Raw genomic sequence first — 19,494 nt, forward strand, 5'->3', positions numbered from 1 at the left:
CCCACCTGGGTATCCTTCACCCACCGCAGACTCCGAGCAGAAAAGACGCCTCGTGATTTCCTTCATTCTCGGCACCACGGCGGAATTGATCAAAATCGCGCCGGTCTACCACGGGATCCTCGAACGCGGCATGCGCCCGAAGATCTGGTTCACGGCTCAGCACGTGGACGAGGTCTCGGACGTGCTCGCCGACCTGAACATGCCGGAGCCGGACGTCTGGCTGGTCCCGCGCGACAAGGCGCACAACCTCGAGTCGCCCAAGCAGGTACCCGGCTGGGCCACGCAGGTGCTCCGCACCGCGTGGAGCCGCCGCGAGGAACTGCGCGCGGCGCTGACCGAGGACGGCCGCCCGCCGCTCGTGCTGGTGCACGGCGACACCTTCACCACGCCGTACGGCTCGCTGATCGGCAAGCGCATCCTCAAGTCCCGCGTCGGGCACGTCGAGGCAGGCGCCCGGTCGGGCAGCATCCTCTCGCCGCTGCCCGAGGAGCTGAACCGCAAGATCGCAGCCAAGATCGTCGACATGCACTTCGCGCCGAGCGCGCGTGAGGTCAACAACCTGCGCAACGCGCGCGGCGTCGTGGTCGACACCGAGGCCAACACCGCGATCGACGCGATGCGGCTGGCGATCAACCAGCCGTTCGAGTCCGATGGCCTGCCGGAGAAGTTCGGCCTGGCCACGCTGCACCGCTTCGAGCTGGTCTCGCGCCCCGAGAAGTACAAGGAAGCGCTGGAGATCCTGCGCGAGCAGAGCCGCGAGATGCCGATCGTCTACATGGCGGGCGCGCCGGAGCGCGAGAAGATCCGCTCGCTCGGTCTCGGCAACATCTTCGACGACAAGTTCATCGCCAGGCCGAAGCTGCGCTACCTCAAGTTCCTGCCGCTGGTGGCGCGCGCCGAGTACGTGGTCACCGACTCCGGTGGCCTCTCGGCCGAGTGCTACTACCTGGGCCTGCCGTGCGCGGTGCACCGCGAGCGCACCGAGACCCCGCAGCACCTCGGCGAGACCGTGGTCCTGACCGAGATGCGCGGCGACAAGCTGCAGCACTTCCTGGACACCTACCAGAACCGCCGCGGCGAGTCCTGGATGGACAAGTTCCACCCGAGCAAGATCATCGTCGACTCGCTCGCCTCCATGGGCTACTGCTGACCCGTTAAGCCGTCAAAACCCCAATGCGTCTTTCGGTCCCTGGTGGGGACCGAAAGACGCATTGGGGTTTTTTCACGGACCGAACGACGCATTGGGGCGACGCTAGAGAACGCGGCGGCCTGACAATGCCCGGCCGAGGGTCAGCTCGTCGGCGAACTCCAAGTCACCGCCCATCGGCAGGCCTGAAGCGAGCCGGGTGACGCTCAGGCCGGGGAAGTCGCGCAGCATGCGCACGAGGTACGTGGCGGTGGCCTCGCCCTCGGTGTTCGGGTCGGTCGCGATGATCACCTCGGTGACATCGGCGGCGCCGATGCGTTGCAGCAGTTCACGCATCCGCAGCTGCTCGGGGCCGATGCCGGACAACGGGTCCAGCGCGCCGCCCAGCACGTGATAGCGGCCGCGGAACTCGCGGGTGCGCTCGACCGCGAGCACGTCCTTCGGTTCCTCGACCACGCAGATGACCGTCAGGTCGCGCCGCGCGTCACGGCAGATACGGCAGGTCTCCTGCTCGGAGACGTTGCCGCAGATCTCGCAGAACTGCACGCCCTCCTTGACCTTGCCGAGCACCTCCTGCAGCCTGCCGATGTCGGCGGGGTCCGCGGAGAGCAGGTGGAAGGCGATGCGCTGCGCGCTCTTCGGACCGATGCCCGGCAGCCTGCCGAGCTCGTCGATCAGGTCCTGGACTACACCCTCGTACAACGCGTCAGCCCAGGCCCAGTGCGCCGAGGTCCGGCATGCCACCGCCACCGAGGCCGCCTGCCAGCGGACCCAGCTTCTGCTCGGTGAGCTTGCGCGCGCCGCCGCTGGCGTCACGGACGGCCGCGACGACGAGGTCGGTCAGCGTCTCGATGTCCTCGGGGTCGACCACCTTGGGGTCGATCGTGAGCGCCTTGAGGTCACCGTCGCCGGTGACCGTCGCGGTGACGAGCCCGCCGCCCGCCGAGCCGGTCACCTCGGTGTTGGCCAGTTCCTCCTGGGCTTCGACCAGCTTCTGCTGCATCTGCTGGGCCTGCTGGAGGATCTGGCCCATATCGAAGCCGCCACCTGGTTGCACCATGATCCGACTGTTCCTCTCCTGGAAAGCACGTGTCTTCCAGCCTAGCTGTCTGTGATGTGGCACCGTGGGCGCCGTGCGACGGCGTGTGGTGTTTCCGATGTTGGCCGGGTTGATGCTGCTCATGGCCTGCCAGCCGGATCCGCCGTCGCCGATCCAGCCCATCCCGCCCGCCGCGCCCGAAACGTCAGAATCCACGTCGGTTTCACCTGATCCGGTGACGACGCCGCCGTCTTCCAGCGCCTCGTCCTCCACGCCGCCGCCCAAGACGGGCAAGGTGATCGTGCTCGACCCAGGGCACAACGGAGGCAACGGCTCGCACGCGGCGGAGATCAACAAGCAGGTGCCTGCCGGGCGCGGCCAGACGAAACCGTGCAACACGACGGGCACGTCGACCAACGCGGGCTACCCGGAGCACGCGTTCACGTTCGACGTGGCGAAGCGGGTCTCGGCGGCGCTGACGGCCAAGGGGATCAAGGTCATCATGACGCGGCAGGACGACTCCGGCGTCGGTCCCTGCGTCGACAAACGAGCGGCGGCCGGCAACTCCGCCAACGCCGACGCGGTCATCTCCATCCACGCCGACGGCTCGAATTCCGCTGGGGCACATGGCTTTCACGTCGCCTACTCATCGCCACCGCTGAACGCCCAGCAAGGCGAACCGTCGACACGCCTGGCACGCGCACTGCGCGACGGCATCCGCGAGGCCGGCATCCCGACGTCGACCTACCTCGGCCAAGCGGGCCTCGCCCCGCGCGCCGACCTCGCCGGCCTGAACCTCTCGACCCGCCCGGCCGCACTGGTCGAGTGCGGCAACATGCGCAACGCCGACGAGGCCGCCGCCATGGCCAGCGCCGAAGGCCGCCAGCGCTACGCGTCGGCCATCGCCGCCGCCATCGAGGCCTACCTCGCCTGACGCGGCTAAAAAAATCCCAATGTGTCGTTCGTCAGCTCTGGAACCCCCAATGTGGCTTTCGTCAGCTCAGAGCTGACGAAAGCCACATTGGGACGCCGAAACCTGACGAATGCCGCATTGGGATTTTTTTCCCAGGGGTCAGGACTCGAGGGGGCGGGCGCCCAGGTGGTCCGAGAGGAGCTTGCCCGCGATCTCCTCGGGGTCGTTTTCGGGAGACGGGGGTGGGGGCGGGGGCGCCGGGCTGGCGTCCTCGTCGTAGAGCTCCTCGTCGTCCGTCGGCTCGGGGGGCAGTGGGATGTCCGGCTCGGTCTGGACGACCTTGGGACGCTCCGGCTGCTGGGGCGCAGGGCGGGAGACGGCTGGCGCGGAGTCCTGGCGAGCGGCGGCGGGGCCTGCGGACGGGCGGGTGAAGGACCGCTCCTGCTGGGGCGGGGCCTGGCGGGCGGGCGCCTGGGCGCGGGCCGCCGCCGGTGCCGCGGACGGGGTGCCGTGCACGCAGCGGACCTGCCAGGTGCCGCCGAGGACGTCGTGGAGCGCGGCGGCGACCTTTTCCGCGTTGTGCTGCTCGGAAAGCCTGCGTGCCAAGGGTTCGGCGCTGTGCGTCAACGTGACGGCGTTGCCTTCGACCGTGTGCACGGTCGCCTGGGTGAGCATGGCTTCGGTGCTGCGGCCGCCGGGGATCTTGCGGATCGAGGCGAGCAGCTGGGGCCAGATCTGGCGAATGCCGGACGCGTCCATGCCGCCGGACGCAGGGGCCGCTTCCGGTTGCGCCGCAACGGGAACGGCCGCAACAGGAGCAGGAGCCGCGACAGGCTCCGGCTTGGCGACGGGAGCCGGTCGCTGCGGAGCCGGCGCCGCCTGCTGGGCCGGAGCGGCCTGAGCTTCGGGAGGACGCTGAGACGGCCGCTTGAACCGGTCCGGCACGTCCGCCGGGGGCGCGGCCACCGGAGCAACGGCCTGAGGCGCGGCAGCCTGAGGCGCCTGTGCTTGCGCGGGAGCCGCGGCCGGAGCCGGTCCGCCCAGCGTCGCACGCCGCTCGAGACGTTCCATCCGCTGCAGCAGCGCGGCCTCGTCCTCCGAGACCGAGGGCAGCAACATCCTGGCGCACAACAGTTCCAGCACGAGCCGGGGCGACGTCGCGCCCCGCATCTCCAGCAGTCCATTGTGGACGATCTCGGCGTACCGGGACAGCGTGGCCAGCCCGATCCGCTCGGCCTGCGCGACCATCCGGCTGAGCTCGTCCTCCGGCGCGGACACCAGGCCACGGCTCGGCGCCTCCGGCACCGAGCGCAGCAGCACGAGGTCGCGCAGCCGGTCGAGCAGGTCCGTGGCGAACCGGCGCGGGTCGTGCCCGGCCTCGGTGAGTTTCTCGATGGTGCCGAACACCGCGCCCGCGTCGTCGGCGGACAGGCCGTCGACCATGTCGTCGATCAGGGCGACGTCGGTGACGCCGAGCAGCGCGACCGCGCGGCCGTAGTCGATGCCGTCCGGACCGGCGCCGGCGAGCAGCTGGTCGAGCACGGACTGGGTGTCACGCGCTGAACCGCCGCCCGCGCGGATGACCAGCGGATACACCGCGGGCTCGACGTGCACGCCCTCGGCGGCGATGTTGCGCTCCAGCAGCTGGCGCATCGAGCTCGGCGGGATCAGCCGGAACGGGTAGTGGTGCGTGCGCGACCGGATGGTCGGGAGCACCTTGTCCGGCTCGGTGGTCGCGAAGATGAAGATGACGTGCTCTGGCGGCTCTTCGACGATCTTCAGCAGCGCGTTGAAGCCCTGCGTGGTGACCATGTGCGCCTCGTCGATGATGAACACGCGGTAGCGCGCGTCCGCGGGCGCGTAGAAGGCGCGGTCACGCAGCTCGCGGGCGTCGTCGACACCACCGTGGCTGGCGGCGTCGAGTTCGGTGACGTCGACGCTGCCCGCCCCCTCGGGTGCGAGCGCCTTGCACGAGTCGCATTCGCCGCAGGGGTCCGGCGTCGGCCCCTGCTTGCAGTTGAGTGAGCGCGCCATGATCCGCGCGCTGGACGTCTTCCCGCAGCCGCGAGGCCCCGAGAAGAGGTACGCGTGGTTGATCCGCCCGGCGGCCAGAGCCGTGCGCAGCGGATCGGTGACATGCTCCTGGCCGACAACCTCGGCGAAGGTCGCCGGACGGTACTTTCGATACAGCGCGAGAGCCACGCCGCGAGACTACCGGGCAGCACCGACAGCTCGCGGCGTGCGGGGGCTACTGCTCCACCGACTCGGCGGCGGCGGCCGCTCCGGCCACCAGTTCGTCGATACGGGCGACATGCGCGGCCGTGTCCTGGTCACGCAGCTTCGCCTTGCCGAGACCGGACGCGAGGAACGGCGCGAGTCCCGAATCCGAGCCGTCGAGCACCGCCTGCGCGGCTGCGTCGACCTCGGCGCCGCTGGAGAGCGACTGCGCGACCTTGATCCGGTCGTCGACGATCTTGGCGGCGAACTGGCCGACCTCGAGGAACGCGCGGACGTCGGCGGGTGTGCCGTCGAGCGCCTTCTGTGCGCGTTCCTTCACGACCCGGCCGCCCGCCGACATGATCTGGTTGACAGCGATCCGGTCGTCGGTCTCGCGGCCGGGGTAGTTCCGGGTGCGCAGGAACTCGACGACACCGGCGTACGGACCGGCGAGCACGTCCTTCGCCGCCTGGTGCAGGCGATCGGACCCGGGACCGTTCGCGATGGCGGCGACGGCAGCCCGGTCGTCCTTCTCGGTGGCGACGGCCAGCTCGGTGGCGACGAACGCGCGCGCGTCGGCCTCGTCACCGGAGAGCGTGACCTCAGCGGCTGCCTTGACGGCCGGTCCGCCGAGCTTCAAGAACGTGGCGGCGGCGCGACGGCCATTGGGCACCGCCAGCGTGGCGTCCGCGACCGCGTCGGCGATCAGCTTCGCCGCGTCGGTCTTCTGCGCGGCCGCCTTGTCGGCTTCGGCCTTGTCCCGCTTCGCACGATCGATCTCGGCCTGCCAGGCCGCGCGGGCTTCGGCACCCCACTGGAATCGGAGACCTTCGAGCCGCTGGGCGTTGGCGTCGCGGGCGTTCTTCGCGACGGCGGCGGCCTCGCCGGCGGCGTAGCGCGCCCCTTCGGCGTCGCCTTGGTCCGCGGCGGCGTACGCCTCGTCGGTCAGCCGCTGAACCTCGGCGGACTCGTTGTCGCGTTCCGTTGCGGCCTGGCGGACGAAGAACACGAAGTCGCGAACGTCGTCGGTGCTGTTGGTATTGAGCGCGCGTTGCGCGGCGGCACGGACCTCGGGGCCTGCCGACAGCTGCCGGGTGGTCAGCACGTCATAGTCGATGTTCTGGCAGACGGCGTAGTCGATCTCCAGGAATTTCTTCCGGTCGGCGGCGGTACCGGCGAGCGCCTTCTTCGCGGCGTCCTTGACGCTGGGTCCGCCACGGCCCGCTGCCTGGACGATCAGCTTGCGGTTCTTTTCGTCCTGCGCCGCGAGAACGCGTTCGTCCTCGGCCTTGGCGGTCCGCTGGCCGTCGGCCAGGAACACACGGAGGTCCTCATCGGACCCGAGCAGCGCCTTCTCCGCGGCCGCCGAAAGCACCGGGCCACCGGACTTCAGCAGTCCGACGGCCTGTGCGCGGCCTTCGACCACCGAGGCACTCGCGGCGGGAGCCGCCAGCAAGCCGATGGTCAGGGCTGCGGACATGGCCGCGCCCAGGAATTTCACCTTCACAGAGATCCCCCTAGCTCAATTGCTCAGGGGAAAGATCTTCGGCGGTGCTGGAAGTCTTACCGCAATGTGAGCGAGAGCACACATGAAAGCGGACCCCGCGCACCCGTCAGAGCCTGCTTATCCTTGCTGCCTTCCGGCCCTGGGGAGGTTCACAGGGTGGACGCCGCGCGGGGTCCGTGGCCCAGTGTAGCGATCGCTCCCCGGCAGGGTGCAGGGTGGAGGCATGAGCACCACGATCAGCACTCCCACCTCGGCCGACGTCCGCGAAGCCGCCGAGGCGATCCGCCCGTACGCCCGTCGCACGCCGGTGCTGCGCGCGGCGGTCGACGGCAGGCCGCTCGTGCTGAAGCTGGAGCATTTGCAGCGCGGCGGCTCGTTCAAGCTGCGCGGCGCGACCAACGCGCTCGTCGGCGGCCCCCGTCCCGATCACGTGGTGACCGCGTCCGGCGGCAATCATGGGCTCGGCGTGGCGACGGCCTCGGCGCTGCTCGGGCTGCCCGCGACCGTCTACGTGCCCGAAAGCGCGCCTGCCGCCAAGGCCAGGCGCATCGAGGCGACCGGCGCGAAGCTGATCCGCCACGGCGCGACCTACGCCGAAGCCGCCGAGGCCGCGCACGCGGCCGTCGGGCCCGGCGCGCGCTACCTGCATGCCTACGACGACCCGGCCGTGGTCGCCGGCCAGGGCACTGTCGGCCTGGAGATCGTCGAAGACGCGCCGGACGTCGACGCCGTGGTGGTCGCCGTCGGCGGTGGCGGGCTGGCCGCCGGGATCTCGCTCGCGATCGGCGAGCGGACCACGTACGCGGTCGAGCCGGAGAACTGCCGCGCGCTCGACGCGGCTTTGCGGGCAGGCGAGCCGGTGGACGTGGAGATCGACTCGGTCGCCGCGTCCGCGCTCGGCGCCACGCGGATCGGCGCCGTGCCGTTCTCGCTGCTCAAGGACGTACGTTCGCTGCTGGTCGGCGATGACGAGATCCTCGCCGCGCGCGATCGGCTGTGGGACGAGTTCCGGCTGGCCGTCGAACCGGCAGCCGCGGTGCCGTTCGCGGCTTGGCTCGGCGGGCTGGTCGAAGCCGAACTGCCCTGCCTGGTGATCTGCGGCGCTAACGCGGATTGGCTGCCGGGATAGTCACCTGGAACTCGGTGCGGCCCGGCTGGCTCCACACCTTCACCTCGCCGTGGTGCGCGCTGACGACGGCCGCGACGATCGACAGCCCCAGCCCGGTGCTGCCCGCCGCGCGCGAGCGCGAGTTGTCGCCGCGCGCGAAGCGTTCGAACACGTCCGGCAGCACCTCCGGCGGGATGCCGGGTCCGTCGTCGGCGACCCTCAGCAGCACCCATCCATCCTTTGTGGACAGTGAGGTGGTGACGGTCGTGCCTGCCGGGGTGTGCGATCGGGCATTGGCCAGCAAATTGGTCAGCACCTGGTGCAGCTGACCGGAATCGCCGAGCACGCTGATCGGTTCGCCCGGCACCTCCAGCAGCCATTTGTGCTCGGGGCCTGCGACATGCGCGTCCGCGACGGCGTCGGCGACCAGCCGGGAGACGTCGACCGGCTCGTGCACAACGGGCCGTCCGGAGTCGAGCCGCGCGAGCAGCAGCAGATCCTCGACCAGCGTGGTCATCCGTGCCGACTCCGACTCGACCCTGCTCATCGCGAAGGCGATGTCCGGCGGCACATTTTCCTTGCTGCGCCTGGTCAATTCGGCATAACCGCGGATCGCGGCAAGCGGGGTGCGCAGCTCGTGGCTGGCGTCCGCGACGAACTGCCTGACCCGGCTTTCGCTGGCCTGCCGTGCTTTCAACGCGTTCGCGATATGCCCGAGCATGCGATTCAGCGCGGAGCCGACCTTGCCGACCTCGGTGCGTGGATCGGTGTCGACGTCGTCGACCCGTTCGGACAGCGCGACCTCACCGCGATCGAGCGGCAGTTCGGCGACCCTGGACGCGGTCGCGGCGAGCCGGTCGAGCGGTTGCATCGTCCGGCGGATGGTCACCGCGCCGACGGCGCCGGCCAGCACGAGCCCGCCCAGCGCGACCCCGCCGAAGATGAAACCGAGGCTCCACAACGTATCCGAGACGTCCTTTGTGGGCAGACCGGTCACCAGCAGGCCACCGTCCGGCATGCGTTTGGCGACCACCCGGTAGCCGCCGAGCTTGCCGACGTCGATGGTTCGCGGGGTGTCGAGCGGCAACGTCAGCAGTTTCGTGGCCTCGCCGATCGGCAGCGCGTCGTGCGGGAACTGCTCGCCTGGCGAACCCTCGGCCTGCGAGCGCAGTACCGCGGCCCTGATCCCGCATTTCTGCGTAACCTCGACGAACAGCGAATCGACGCCCTGTCCGACGGCGTACAACGCCGACGGCAAACGATCACAGGGGGAAGGCGGGCGACGGTCCGGTCCCGGGCCTCGGAAACCCCGGTCGCTGGCCGCGGAGAGCCGCTGATCCAGTTGCCCGATCAGGAAATCGCGCAGCGCGAATTCCGTCACCACGCCGACCACCAGGCATACCAAAGCGAGCAGTGCGGCCAGCTGGACGATCAACCGCCGCCGCAGCGACCACGGCCGTTTAGCTCGCGGGCTTGAGGACATACCCGGCGCCACGCATGGTGTGAATCATCGGTTCCCTGTCGGCGTCGATCTTCTTGCGGAGGTAGGAAATGTACAGCTCGACGATATTCGCCTGGCCGCCGAAGTCGTAGCTCCACACGCGGTCGAGGATCTGTGCCTTGCTCAGCACTCGCTTGGGGTTGCGCATGAGGTAACGCAGCAGCTCGAACTCGGTCGCGGTCAGCGGCACCGGCTCGCCGCCGCGATGCACCTCGCGGCTGTCCTCGTCGAGCGTGAGGTCGCCGACCACCAGCATCGAGCCGCGGCTGCCGGACACGCCGTGCGCGCGGCGCAGCAGCGCACGCATCCGCAGCGCCACCTCTTCCAGGCTGAACGGCTTGGTCACGTAGTCGTCGCCGCCCGCGGTGAGCCCGGCGATGCGGTCTTCGACGGCGTCCTTCGCGGTCAGGAACAGCACCGGCAGGTTCGCGGACTCGGCGCGCATGCGGCGCAGCACCTCGAGGCCGCTGAAGTCGGGCAGCATGACGTCGAGCACGACGGCGTCGGGGCGGAACTCCCGCGCGACGCGGACGGCTTCGGTGCCGGTGCCCGCGCTGCGGATCTCCCAGCCCTCCATCCGCAACGCCATGGACACCAGTTCCGCGAGTGTCGACTCGTCGTCGACCACGAGCACCCGCACCGGCGAGCCATCCGCGCGGCGCAGGTCGTTCTTGGGCTCGTTCATGCTGGTCATGGTGCCATCTTCACGGGCGCGCGTGGGCGGTTGCTGTGTGCTTCCTGTGTGTCCGCTGTGAGGGTTCACTCCACAGGTACCGCCTGCGGGAGGCACAGCTCAAACACAGCCCCGGTCGCGATCGTGGCAGCGACGAGAAGTTTCGGCACTCGACGCGGAGGACATGATGAGCACCGAACCGACCGATCAGCCAGAGCCTGCGGGCTGGGGAGACACGCCGCCTCCCGCACCGGCCGCGCAGAAGAAGTGGTCGGGCCGCAAGACCGCGGTCGCGGTGGGCGTCGCGGTGGTGATCGCCGCGGGCGGCGGGGTCGCGATCGCGGTCGGCACCAGCGGGAACGCCGACAACGCGGCAGGCCAGGGCGGGCCTGGCGGCGGGCGGATGATCTTCGGACCTGGTGGCCCCGGCACCGGCGGCGGGATTCCCCGCGACGCGCTGCGCGGCAACTTCGTGGTCCCCGACGCCAACGGCGGCTACACCACCGAGCGGCTGCAGACCGGCACCGTCTCCGAACTCAGCGCCACTTCGATCACCTTGACCAGCAAGGACAACTACAAGCAGACCTACACGATCGACGCCACCACCAAGAAGACCAGCGAGCCGAAGAACGGTGACACGGTCACCGTCACGGCCAAGGTCGACGGCGCCACCGCGACCGCCACCACCATCGGCACACCAGGCCAGATGACGCGTGGCGGCAACGGCGGGCGCCGCCAGGGCTACTGAGCCCTGAGCGGGCTTTATCCCGGGTGCCCCTCCCGGGATAAAGCCCGCACCAAGCACCCCGGATTAGTGCAGAGTGGGCCCCGTGCGGGACAAGAGCGGGGCGCTGGCGCGGCAATCGATGCTGGTCGCCGCGGTATGCCTGGTCGCGGACGTCGGCCAGTTCCTGATCCGTGGCCCCGCGCTGACCAGCGGCTGGCAGGTCTGGGTCATCCTGATCGGGTCGATCGTGGCCGACGCCGCGCTCGCGGGCCCGGCCAGGCTGTCCGGCTGGGTCGCGCTCGGGCACGCGCTGCTGGTCGCCTTCGGGCCGATCCTGCTGTGCTCGTGTTCGGGTCAGACGGTCGGCAACAACGCGGGCACCCTGATCGCCGGATATCGCGCGGGCGCTTGGCTTTCGACCATGCCCGCATGGTTCTCGCTCGCCGCGATGTGCGGTGGCCTGCTGGTGGGTTCGCTGGCAGGCACCGGCCGATGGTCACACGAATGGCGCATGGTCTCCATCGGCATCCTGACCTCCGGCGTGCTGCCCTGGCTGGTCGGCCGGTACACGACCGCGCGCCGCGCCTACATCGCCGAACTCGAACGCAAGGCCGAGCAGCGCCGCCAGGACGAGGCCGAGGCCGTCCGGCGAGCCGTCGCGGAGGAACGCACGGCCATCGCGCGCGACCTGCACGACGTCATCTCCCACCATGTCAGCGCGATCGGCGTGCACGCGGGCGCCGCCAGGCTCGGCCTGCCCGGTGACGACTCCCCGGTGCGGCGCTCGCTCTCGGCCGTCGAATCGTCCAGCCGCGCGGCCATGGTCGACCTGCGTCGGCTGCTGGATCTGTTGCACCGCAAGGAGACCGAGTCCGGTCAGCGGCAACCGGGCCTCGACAACCTCGACGAGCTGCTCGACGGTGTCCGCGCGGCCAACCTCCCGGCCAGGCTCACCACGATCGGCGAGCCTCGTGAGCTGCCGAGTTCGCTCGACGTCGCGCTCTACCGCATCGTCCAGGAGGCGTTGACGAACGCGCTGCGCCATGGCGACGGCGGCACCGTCGACGTCGCGATCGAGTACCGCCAGATCGAGGTGATCCTGAGTATCACCAACGATTCCACGCCGGCGGCACGCAGCGGCGCGACCGAGTTCCAGCATCGCGGGCTCGCCGGCATCCGCCAGCGGGTCGCGTTGTTCGGCGGCCAGGTCACCTACGGTCCGCTGCCGGGCGAGAACCGCTGGCAGGTCCGTGTCATCTTCCCTCTGGAGCAGTCTTGATCCGAGTCCTGCTTGCCGACGACCACGCGATGTTCCGCTCCGGGATGCGTGCCGTGCTCGAAACGCAGCCCGACTTCGAATGCGTCGGCGAGGTCGGCGACGGGTACGCCGCGGTCACCGAGACCGCGCGCCTGCGCCCCGATGTCGCGGTGATCGACGTCCGCATGCCCAAGCTCGACGGGATGGCGGCCTGCGAGGCCATCCTTTCCGCGCCTGGCAACGACACCCGCGTACTCGTGCTCACCACGTACGACGCCGACGAGTACGTCTACCGCGCGCTGCGGGCGGGCGCGAGCGGCTTCCTGCTGAAGAGCCTGCCGCCGGAAGAGCTGGTCTCCGCCATGCGAGTGGCGGCCAGAGGCGACGCGCTGATCGATCCTTCGGTGACGCGGCGGCTGGTCGCCAGCTTCGCGACCAGCATCGAGCCCGCGTCCACCGCGCCCGGCATCGACAAGCTGACCTCGCGCGAGAAGGAGGTGCTGCTGCTCATCGCCGACGCGTGCAGCAACGCCGAGATCGCCGAGCGCCTGCATGTCGGCGAGGAAACGGTGAAGACGCACGTGTCCAGGGTGCTGGCGAAGCTCGGCCTGCGCGATCGGGTGCACGCGGTCGTTTACGCCTATAAGCATGGACTGGTCGGCTAGGCCGTGTCTGGTAAGGCTGCTCGATGGGCTTCGTGATCCAGGTGTTTCCTGGCGGCGCGGGGGATTCGCCCTCGTACCGGGTTGCACTCGGGCGAAGCCCCCGTGCCGCCAGGGGCCGCCTGGGCGCGAAGACCGCGAGCAGACTTACCAGACGCGGACTAGGTTAGGACCATGAAGCGATGGGTGCTGCTCGCGCTCGGTGTCCTGCTCGCGCTGATCGGCGCCGTCTGGGTGCTGCAAGGGGTCGGGGTGATCGGCGGCAGCTTCATGACCGGGTCGAAGCTGTGGTTCCTGATCGGGCTGGTCGCGCTGCTCGGCGGGGTCCTGCTCATCGCGGGCACCGCGCGCCGCGCTAGCGGACGGTGATCCGGAAGATCGGGTAGCCGGGCGCGATCTCGCGCAGCTTCTCGTCGCTCGCCTTCGCGTCGACACCGTCGAAGAACACGCCGACCTCGAACTTCCAGCGCTTGAGGTACGGCCGCAGGATGGCGGGCTTCTCATCGTCTTCCAGCTCGACGAAGGTGAACTCCTCGACGCGCTTGCCGACCCGCAGCCGCCCCTCACCGGCGGCACGCAGGTTCCGCACCCACTGGGTCACCCCACGCGGCGCGACCAGGTACTTCTCGCCGTCGAGCTCCAGCAGGTTGACCGGGACCGAGCGCAGTTCGCCGCTCTTGCGGCCGCGGACCGAGAGCACCCTGCTGCCCCAGACGCTGAAGCCCAGCTTGGTCAGCTTGGCGACGACCTGGTTGAACAGGTTCGTCGCGGACTTGGGCTCGATGTAGCGAGCGGTCATCGTCTTCTCCTTCAAGTTTGCGAGAGCAGTGCTCTCTGTTGTGAACAGTGAACACCGGCGCCTGCCGCACTGTCAAGAGCAGTGCTCTCTAATTTGTGCACCGCTCTCGGTTCTGCCAGAATCCGGGGCATGCCAACGGCCCGTGACCGCGCTCGAGTACTGATGACCAGCGACATCAAGATGGAGGCCCGTCGTCAGCTCGCCGAGGTCGGCGCGCAAGGACTGTCACTGCGCGCCGTCGCGAGAGAACTCGGGATGGTCTCCTCGGCGCTCTACCGTTACTTCCCCAGCCGGGATCACCTGCTGACCGAGCTCATCATCGACGCGTACAACGCCATCGGCGCGGCCGCCGAGGACGCCGACCAGCCGCAGGCCGACCTGCGCGGACGCTGGGCCGCCGTCTGGCACGCGGTCCGCGAATGGGCACTCGCGCACCCGCACGAGTACACGCTGATCTACGGCTCGCCCATCCCCGGCTACCAAGCGCCGCAGGACACCATCGCGCCCGCGGCCAGGGTCGCGCTCGTGCTGGCCGGGATCGTGAAGGAAGCGGAAATCGAGCCGCCGCAAGTTCATGTGCCGTTGCCGGGGGTGTTGCGCGAGCAGGCCGAGCGGCTGATGGCGAGTCTCGAAAGCGAGGTCGAGCCGATCACGGTGACCAGGCTGCTGATCGCCTGGACGCAGTTGTTCGGGATGCTGAACTTCGAGCTGTTCGGTCAGTACGTCGGCAGCGTCGACCCGACGGACGCCTTTTTCGCGCACACCACGGAACAAATGGCCGAGTTCATCGGCCTGAAGTAGCCGAAAGCGCGGCCAGCGCCCGCATCACCAGCTGCACGGCGTCGACGACAACGCCGTCGCTCGTCCCCTCCGGAGCCAGGAAACGCTGGAGCAGCAACCCATCCTGCAGCGAGTGGACGATCAACGCGATGAACGCGGGATCGGCCGGCGGTTCCAGGCCGAGCACCGCGAACTGATGGCGTACCCCGTCTTCGACGGCTTCGCGGGCGAGCCGCTCACCTTCGCCGACCATCGGGCGCGCCTCGGGATTGCGCAGCGCGTACAACGCCAGCTCGGTGCGCAGTGCGAACCATCCGTCCAGATTCCGCGCCCGCTCGACGTTCCACTCGCGCAGCCGGTCCATCGTCTCGTCGGCCGACGACGCCCGCAGCGCGCCGACTTCGTCGATCTCGTGCCGCGTCCGCTGCTTCAGCAACGCGACGACCAGCTCGTGCTTGTCCGCGAAGTTCCCGTAGAACGCGCCGCGGCTGAACCCGGCGTGCTCGGCGATCTGCTCGACCGAAGCGCCGTTCACCCCACGCTCGGCGAACAGCTCGGCGGCGGCTTCGAGCAGCCGCTCCCTGGTCCGCGCCCGGCTCTCGTCACGGGTAAGACGCTTCGGTGGCACCGCGTGACCCTAACGCGTCGCGTCGCGGTACCGCTCGGACAGCTCGCGCAGCAGGCTGACCAGCTCCGGCGGCTCGGACACGGTGAACCCGACGCCGAGCATGCCGAGATGCACGGCGAGCGTGTCGAGACTGTCGGCGCCGGTTTCGAGGACGCAAGTGTTCTCGTCGACCGCCTCGACCGTGCCGACCGCCGGATTGATGCGCTCGGTCACCACTTCGGCCGCCGCGTGCACGGTGACCCGCGCCCGGTATCGCCAGGCCGCCGCGGACACCCCGCGCCGCACGCGGTCGGTGACGTCCTCCGGCAGCTCGCGCGGCGTGAACCGGGGACCGAACGGCGGTTTGGGGTCGATCCGGTCGACCCGGAAGGTCCGCCAATCCGCCTTGGCGACGTCCCAGGCCACCAGGTACCAGCGGCGTCCCCAGTTGACCAGCCGATAGGGCTCGACCTGACGCCGCGTCGCGGAACCGTCATGTGCGCGGTACTCGAACCGCAGGCGTTCATGGTCTCGGCACGCGGCGGCCAGCATGCTCAGCAGGTTGGCGTCGACCCGAGGCCCTTGCTCGTCACGCGGCACCGGGACGGTGAACTTCTGCAGGGCGTTCACCCTGCGCCGCAAGCGGTTCGGCAGCACCTGTTCGAGCTTGGCCAGCGCACGCAGTGACGTCTCCTCGACGCCGGTGATCGTGCCGCCTGCCGCCGTGCGCAGGCCGATCGCGACGGCGACGGCCTCCTCGTCGTCGAGCAGCAACGGCGGCAGCTCGGCGCCGGCGCCGAGCCGATAGCCACCGATCGAGCCGCGCGTGGCATCGACCGGATAGCCGAGGCCGCGCAGCCGTTCGATGTCATTGCGCACCGTCCGCGTGCTCACTTCGAGGCGTTCAGCCAGTTCCGTGCCCGTCCAGTCACGCGGGGTCTGCAGTAAGGACAGCAGTCGCAGCAGCCGCGCCGAGGTCTCCAACATTTTTCGAAGCCTGCCATTCCATTAGGAACGAAGTGTTCCTAATGCCAGCTTAGAGTCCTGGTCATGGAAAACAACACGGAAATCCGCCCCTTCCGCATCGAGATCCCGCAGGCCGACCTCGACGACCTGCGCCTGCGTCTCGAGCGCACCCGCTGGACCGAGGAACTGCCCGCCGACCCCGCAGCCGAGCAGACCGGTCCGGTGCCGCCGGGCTGGGAGCGCGGCGTGCCGCTCGGGTACGTCCAGCGGCTGGTCGAGCAGTGGCGGACCACCTACGACTGGCGCAAGTGGGAAGCGAAGCTCAACGAGTACCCGCAGTTCACCACCGAGATCGACGGCCAGAACATCCACTTCCTGCACGTCCGCTCGCCGCACGAGGACGCCACCCCGCTGCTGCTCACGCACGGCTGGCCGAACTCGATCCTCGAGTACCTCGACCTCATCGAGCCGCTGACCAACCCCGAAAACCCGGCGGAGGCGTTCCACCTGGTCATCCCGTCGATCCCCGGCTTCGGCTTCTCCGGGCCGACCAAGGAGAAGGGCTGGAGCCCGTACCGCGTCGCGGACGCGTGGGCGGAGCTGATGGGCCGCCTGGGTTACGAGCGGTTCGGCGTGCACGGCAACGACGCCGGGTCGATCGTGAGCCCCGAGGTCGGCAGGCAGCACCCGGACCGCGTGATCGGCGTGCACGTCACGCAGATCTTCTCGTTCCCCAGCGGCGACCCCGCCGAGTTCGAGGGCTTGAGCGAGCAGGACATGGGACTGCTGGCCTTCCTGCAGAAGTTCAACGAGGAGATGTCCGCGTACGCCCAGCTGCAGGCGACCAAGCCGCAGAACCTGGCGCACGCGCTCGCCGACTCGCCGGCCGGGCAGCTCGCGTGGAGCGCTCAGCTGCTCAGCGCGACACCCGACGAGCACGTGCTGACCAACGCGACGATCTACTGGCTGACGAACACGGCGGCCTCGTCAGCGCGCTTCTACTACGAGCACAAGCAAGCCGGGGACCCGGCGGGGCAGACGACCGTGCCGATGGGACTGGCGAGCTTCGCGTACGACTTCCGGCCGCTGCGGCGCTTCGCCGAGCGCGACCACGGCAACATCGTCTCGTGGAGCGAGTTCGAGCGGGGCAGCCACTGGGCCACCCAGGATGCCCCCGACCTGCTGATTCAGGATCTCCAGCAATTCTTCCGCCGATTTCGCTGAGGATGTAGAGAACCGATGACCGGCTCCGACTTCCGGGTACCTGACAAGAAGGAGCCGGTCATGACGGTTTTCGTGGATCTGTCCATCTCGCTCGACGGTTACATCGGCGGCCCCGACGCGGGCCCGGCCAACCCGCTCGGCGACGGCGGCACCCGGTTGCACGAGTGGGTGTTCAACCTGGAGACCTGGCGTTCGTCGCAGGGTCTGCCCGGCGGCGACACCGGGCCGGACAACGACGTGGTCAACGAGATCAAGGGGCGGGCTGGCGCGAACGTGATGGGCCGCCGGATGTTCGACGAGGGAGAGGCGAACTGGCCTGCTGAAGCGCCGTTCCACGCGCCGGTCTTCGTGCTCACCCACTCGCCGCGCGACCCGTGGCCGCGCCTGGGCGGCACGACGTTCCACTTCGTCACCGGGACCGTCGAAGACGCGATCGAGCAGGCGAAGGCGGCGGCGGGCGGCAAGGACGTGCAGGTCAACGGCGGCGCGGACATGGTGCGGCAGGCGTTGCGTTCCGGGCTGGTCGACGAGATCCAGCTGCACGTCGCGCCGATCACGCTGGGCAAGGGGACCCGGCTGTTCGACGGCCTCGAAGACCTGCGGCTGGTGCCGGACCGAGTGATCGCCTCGGCCGACGTGACCCATCTCAGGTACCGGGTACGTTCCACCCCATGAGCGAACAGTGGGAGGCCCGCACGGTCCGGGTGATCGGCACCGGGGTGATGGGGCGCGGGATCGCGCAGCTGGCCGCGGCGGCCGGCTGCACGGTGGAACTGGCGGACGCACAGCCAGAGGCAGTGACCAAGGCGGTCGAATTCGTCGGCGGGATGTTCGACAAACTCGCCTCGAAGGGCAAGCTGACCACCGACGAAGCCACGCTGGCCAAGTCACGCCTGCGCCCGGTGGACGGGCCGTTCGCTCCCGCGGACGACGTCGATCTGGTCATCGAGGCCGTCCGCGAGGACCTGGCGGTCAAGGGCTCGCTTTTCGGGGAACTCGAACGCGTTTGCCCGGCCACGACGGTGTTCGCGACCAACACCAGCTCGCTGTCGGTGACGGAGATCGCGGCGACACTGAGTGACCCGACACGGCTCGCCGGTCTGCATTTCTTCAACCCGGTTCCCCTGATGCGCGTGGTCGAGGTCATCCCTGGCGCTCGGACACAGTCTTGGATTCCTTCGGCGCTGACCGCTTTGGTGCGCTCGTGGGGTCACCAGCCGGTGCTGGCCCCCGACGCGCCAGGGTTCCTTGTCAATCACGCCGGGCGCGGACTTGGCACGGAAGCGTTGCAGATCCTCAGCGAAGGCTTGTGCTCACCGTCCGATGTGGACCGTATCGCCCGCGACGTGCTCGGCCTTCGTCTCGGCCCGTTCGAGCTGCTCGACCTGACCGGCCTCGACGTCTCACACGCCGTCCTCGAAAGCATCTGGAGCGGCTTTCACGGCGAACCGCGACTGCGGCCTTCGTGGCTGACCCGGCCTCGGGTGGCGGCGGGACTCTTCGGCCGCAAGAACGGCGAAGGCTTTTACGTGTATTCCGATGGCGTGCAGCAGGTCGCGCCCGAGCCGGAAGCGCCCAAGCCTGGTGGCGCGAAGTTGTGGACGGACAGCGAGGAGCTGTCCGCACTGCTGCGCTCGGCCGGCGTGTTCGTCGAGGACTACGAGTTCCCGACGGACGAGGCGATCGTGCTGCTGACCCCATTCGGTCAGTCCACTCTGGACGCCGCGCTGGCCGCGGGCACCGACGCTTCGCGCACACTGGGCGTGGATCCCTTGGGCGGCTTCACCGGACGGCTTACCCTGACCGTCCACCCCGGACTCGACGCTTCGGTCGGCCGCGAGGCATGGGCGGCATTGGCGTCGACCGGCCTCCCGGTGACCATCGTCCGCGACGGCTCCGCGATGATCGCCCAGCGCCTGCTCGCCTCGATCGTCAACACGGCCTGCTCGATCGCCGACCAGCGCCTCGCCACCCCCGACGACATCGACACCGCGGTCCGCCTCGGCCTCGGCTACCCCCGCGGCCCGCTGACCTGGGGTTCCGACGTCGGCGCCTCGCTACTGCTCGGCATCCTGCACGAGCTCCACCAGGCCTCGGGCGACCCCCGCTACCGCCCCAGCCGCTGGCTCGCCGAACGCGCCCTGCTCGGCCTCCCCCTGACCTCGCTGGGCACGACCCCGGCCGACCTCCTCCCCTGAAAAAAATCCCAATGCGTCGTTCGTCAGCTGTGGAACCCCCAATGTGGCGTTCGTCAGCCCTGGAACCCCCAATGTGGCGTTCGTCAGCCCTGGAACCCCCAATGTGGCGTTCGTCAGCCCTGGAACCCCCAATGTGGCGTTCGTCAGCTCAGAGCTGACGAAAGGCGC

At 69.5% G+C, this 19,494-nt stretch carries 20 protein-coding genes and 1 other RNA gene; 11 read left to right on the forward strand and 10 right to left on the reverse strand.

Features of this window, described 5'->3' with window-relative positions; all coding sequences use genetic code 11:
• The first annotated feature begins 52 nt into the window (after positions 1-52).
• Entirely contained in the window at positions 53-1,150 is a 1,098-nt protein-coding gene (locus ACFV15_RS34050; RefSeq protein WP_378355650.1) for a UDP-N-acetylglucosamine 2-epimerase, read from the forward strand.
• A gap of 102 nt (positions 1,151-1,252) precedes the next feature.
• On the opposite strand, the gene recR is transcribed toward ACFV15_RS34050, so the two are convergent.
• Both recR and ACFV15_RS34060 read right to left on the reverse strand, forming a co-directional pair.
• Positions 1,253-1,849: a recombination mediator RecR gene (recR, locus tag ACFV15_RS34055; protein ID WP_378355652.1), complete on the reverse strand. Its 597-nt coding sequence runs from the start codon at positions 1,847-1,849 to the stop codon at positions 1,253-1,255.
• A 4-nt stretch (positions 1,850-1,853) separates the two neighbouring features.
• Entirely contained in the window at positions 1,854-2,207 is a 354-nt protein-coding gene (locus ACFV15_RS34060) for a YbaB/EbfC family nucleoid-associated protein (RefSeq protein WP_378355654.1), read from the reverse strand.
• 97 nt (positions 2,208-2,304) lie between these two features.
• Between ACFV15_RS34060 and ACFV15_RS34065 the strand changes: the two genes are divergently transcribed.
• On the forward strand, positions 2,305-3,120 hold the full coding sequence (locus ACFV15_RS34065; protein ID WP_378355656.1) for an N-acetylmuramoyl-L-alanine amidase: 816 nt from the start codon (positions 2,305-2,307) through the stop codon (positions 3,118-3,120).
• Positions 3,121-3,258: 138 nt separating this feature from the next.
• On the opposite strand, the gene ACFV15_RS34070 is transcribed toward ACFV15_RS34065, so the two are convergent.
• The 3 genes from ACFV15_RS34070 to ffs all read right to left on the reverse strand — a co-directional run bounded on the left by ACFV15_RS34070 (position 3,259) and on the right by ffs (position 7,003).
• Entirely contained in the window at positions 3,259-5,301 is a 2,043-nt protein-coding gene (locus tag ACFV15_RS34070; RefSeq protein WP_378355658.1) for a DNA polymerase III subunit gamma and tau, read from the reverse strand.
• A gap of 46 nt (positions 5,302-5,347) precedes the next feature.
• Positions 5,348-6,823: an ALF repeat-containing protein gene (locus tag ACFV15_RS34075; protein ID WP_378355660.1), complete on the reverse strand. Its 1,476-nt coding sequence runs from the start codon at positions 6,821-6,823 to the stop codon at positions 5,348-5,350.
• Positions 6,824-6,906: 83 nt separating this feature from the next.
• Positions 6,907-7,003, reverse strand: an RNA gene (ffs, locus tag ACFV15_RS34080) — signal recognition particle sRNA small type.
• A 43-nt stretch (positions 7,004-7,046) separates the two neighbouring features.
• On the opposite strand from ffs, the gene ACFV15_RS34085 reads away from it, so the two are divergent.
• Positions 7,047-7,952, forward strand: a complete 906-nt coding sequence (locus ACFV15_RS34085) for a serine/threonine dehydratase (RefSeq protein ID WP_378355662.1) — start codon at positions 7,047-7,049, stop codon at positions 7,950-7,952.
• Here ACFV15_RS34085 and ACFV15_RS34090 read toward each other — a convergent pair.
• Both ACFV15_RS34090 and ACFV15_RS34095 read right to left on the reverse strand, forming a co-directional pair.
• Positions 7,927-9,414: a sensor histidine kinase gene (locus ACFV15_RS34090; RefSeq protein ID WP_378355664.1), complete on the reverse strand. Its 1,488-nt coding sequence runs from the start codon at positions 9,412-9,414 to the stop codon at positions 7,927-7,929. The genes ACFV15_RS34085 and ACFV15_RS34090 overlap by 26 nt on opposite strands.
• Entirely contained in the window at positions 9,392-10,126 is a 735-nt protein-coding gene (locus ACFV15_RS34095) for a response regulator transcription factor (RefSeq protein ID WP_378355666.1), read from the reverse strand. The genes ACFV15_RS34090 and ACFV15_RS34095 overlap by 23 nt, the downstream gene beginning before the upstream one ends.
• Before the next feature lie 163 nt (positions 10,127-10,289).
• Here ACFV15_RS34095 and ACFV15_RS34100 point away from each other — a divergent pair, with 163 nt between their 5' ends.
• From ACFV15_RS34100 to ACFV15_RS34115, 4 genes are all read left to right on the forward strand, one after another.
• Positions 10,290-10,853, forward strand: coding sequence for a hypothetical protein (locus ACFV15_RS34100; RefSeq protein ID WP_378355668.1), 564 nt, complete (start codon positions 10,290-10,292; stop codon positions 10,851-10,853).
• An 82-nt stretch (positions 10,854-10,935) separates the two neighbouring features.
• A complete protein-coding gene (locus ACFV15_RS34105) occupies positions 10,936-12,111 on the forward strand; it encodes a histidine kinase (RefSeq protein WP_378355669.1) in 1,176 nt (391 codons plus the stop codon).
• Positions 12,108-12,755 carry a response regulator gene (locus ACFV15_RS34110; protein WP_378355670.1) on the forward strand — a complete coding sequence of 216 codons (648 nt, stop codon included), beginning with the start codon at positions 12,108-12,110 and terminating at the stop codon, positions 12,753-12,755. The genes ACFV15_RS34105 and ACFV15_RS34110 overlap by 4 nt, the downstream gene beginning before the upstream one ends.
• 171 nt (positions 12,756-12,926) lie before the next feature.
• The gene (locus tag ACFV15_RS34115; RefSeq protein WP_378355672.1) at positions 12,927-13,121 is read left to right on the forward strand and encodes a hypothetical protein; all 195 of its coding nucleotides are present in this window, start codon (positions 12,927-12,929) and stop codon (positions 13,119-13,121) included.
• On the opposite strand, the gene ACFV15_RS34120 is transcribed toward ACFV15_RS34115, so the two are convergent.
• A complete protein-coding gene (locus tag ACFV15_RS34120; RefSeq protein ID WP_378355673.1) occupies positions 13,108-13,551 on the reverse strand; it encodes a nitroreductase family deazaflavin-dependent oxidoreductase in 444 nt (147 codons plus the stop codon). The two genes, ACFV15_RS34115 and ACFV15_RS34120, sit on opposite strands and share 14 nt — an antisense overlap.
• A 129-nt stretch (positions 13,552-13,680) precedes the next feature.
• Between ACFV15_RS34120 and ACFV15_RS34125 the strand changes: the two genes are divergently transcribed.
• On the forward strand, positions 13,681-14,352 hold the full coding sequence (locus ACFV15_RS34125; RefSeq protein ID WP_378355675.1) for a TetR/AcrR family transcriptional regulator: 672 nt from the start codon (positions 13,681-13,683) through the stop codon (positions 14,350-14,352).
• Here ACFV15_RS34125 and ACFV15_RS34130 read toward each other — a convergent pair.
• Both ACFV15_RS34130 and ACFV15_RS34135 read right to left on the reverse strand, forming a co-directional pair.
• Positions 14,336-14,959, reverse strand: a complete 624-nt coding sequence (locus ACFV15_RS34130) for a TetR/AcrR family transcriptional regulator (RefSeq protein ID WP_378355677.1) — start codon at positions 14,957-14,959, stop codon at positions 14,336-14,338. The two genes, ACFV15_RS34125 and ACFV15_RS34130, sit on opposite strands and share 17 nt — an antisense overlap.
• Positions 14,960-14,968: 9 nt before the next feature.
• Positions 14,969-15,925 (reverse strand): helix-turn-helix transcriptional regulator, encoded by a 957-nt coding sequence (locus ACFV15_RS34135; RefSeq protein WP_378355679.1) that lies wholly within the window; start codon positions 15,923-15,925, stop codon positions 14,969-14,971.
• 63 nt (positions 15,926-15,988) lie between these two features.
• Between ACFV15_RS34135 and ACFV15_RS34140 the strand changes: the two genes are divergently transcribed.
• Genes ACFV15_RS34140 through ACFV15_RS34150 form a run of 3 tightly spaced genes read left to right on the forward strand, consistent with a single transcriptional unit; the run spans position 15,989 to position 19,326 of the window.
• On the forward strand, positions 15,989-17,128 hold the full coding sequence (locus ACFV15_RS34140; protein ID WP_378355681.1) for an epoxide hydrolase family protein: 1,140 nt from the start codon (positions 15,989-15,991) through the stop codon (positions 17,126-17,128).
• Between the two features lie 60 nt (positions 17,129-17,188).
• The gene (locus ACFV15_RS34145; protein ID WP_378355683.1) at positions 17,189-17,803 is read left to right on the forward strand and encodes a dihydrofolate reductase family protein; all 615 of its coding nucleotides are present in this window, start codon (positions 17,189-17,191) and stop codon (positions 17,801-17,803) included.
• A complete protein-coding gene (locus ACFV15_RS34150) occupies positions 17,800-19,326 on the forward strand; it encodes a 3-hydroxyacyl-CoA dehydrogenase (protein ID WP_378355685.1) in 1,527 nt (508 codons plus the stop codon). Before ACFV15_RS34145 ends, ACFV15_RS34150 begins: the two co-directional genes overlap by 4 nt.
• Positions 19,327-19,494 lie beyond the last annotated feature (168 nt).

This window comes from Amycolatopsis sp. NPDC059657 (genome assembly GCF_042734395.1).
Classification (GTDB): domain Bacteria; phylum Actinomycetota; class Actinomycetes; order Mycobacteriales; family Pseudonocardiaceae; genus Amycolatopsis.

Coding starts and splice junctions, on each gene's coding strand:
- ACFV15_RS34065 (WP_378355656.1), top strand. CDS start 2,305: ATGTTGGCCGGGTTGATGCTGCTCATGGCCTGCCAGCCGGATCCGCCG.
- ACFV15_RS34145 (WP_378355683.1), top strand. CDS start 17,189: ATGACGGTTTTCGTGGATCTGTCCATCTCGCTCGACGGTTACATCGGC.
- ACFV15_RS34150 (WP_378355685.1), top strand. CDS start 17,800: ATGAGCGAACAGTGGGAGGCCCGCACGGTCCGGGTGATCGGCACCGGG.
- ACFV15_RS34125 (WP_378355675.1), top strand. CDS start 13,681: ATGCCAACGGCCCGTGACCGCGCTCGAGTACTGATGACCAGCGACATC.
- ACFV15_RS34100 (WP_378355668.1), top strand. CDS start 10,290: ATGATGAGCACCGAACCGACCGATCAGCCAGAGCCTGCGGGCTGGGGA.
- ACFV15_RS34060 (WP_378355654.1), bottom strand. CDS start 2,207: ATGGTGCAACCAGGTGGCGGCTTCGATATGGGCCAGATCCTCCAGCAG.
- ACFV15_RS34085 (WP_378355662.1), top strand. CDS start 7,047: ATGAGCACCACGATCAGCACTCCCACCTCGGCCGACGTCCGCGAAGCC.
- ACFV15_RS34120 (WP_378355673.1), bottom strand. CDS start 13,551: ATGACCGCTCGCTACATCGAGCCCAAGTCCGCGACGAACCTGTTCAAC.
- ACFV15_RS34095 (WP_378355666.1), bottom strand. CDS start 10,126: ATGACCAGCATGAACGAGCCCAAGAACGACCTGCGCCGCGCGGATGGC.
- ACFV15_RS34115 (WP_378355672.1), top strand. CDS start 12,927: ATGAAGCGATGGGTGCTGCTCGCGCTCGGTGTCCTGCTCGCGCTGATC.
- ACFV15_RS34140 (WP_378355681.1), top strand. CDS start 15,989: ATGGAAAACAACACGGAAATCCGCCCCTTCCGCATCGAGATCCCGCAG.
- ACFV15_RS34135 (WP_378355679.1), bottom strand. CDS start 15,925: ATGTTGGAGACCTCGGCGCGGCTGCTGCGACTGCTGTCCTTACTGCAG.
- ACFV15_RS34090 (WP_378355664.1), bottom strand. CDS start 9,414: ATGTCCTCAAGCCCGCGAGCTAAACGGCCGTGGTCGCTGCGGCGGCGG.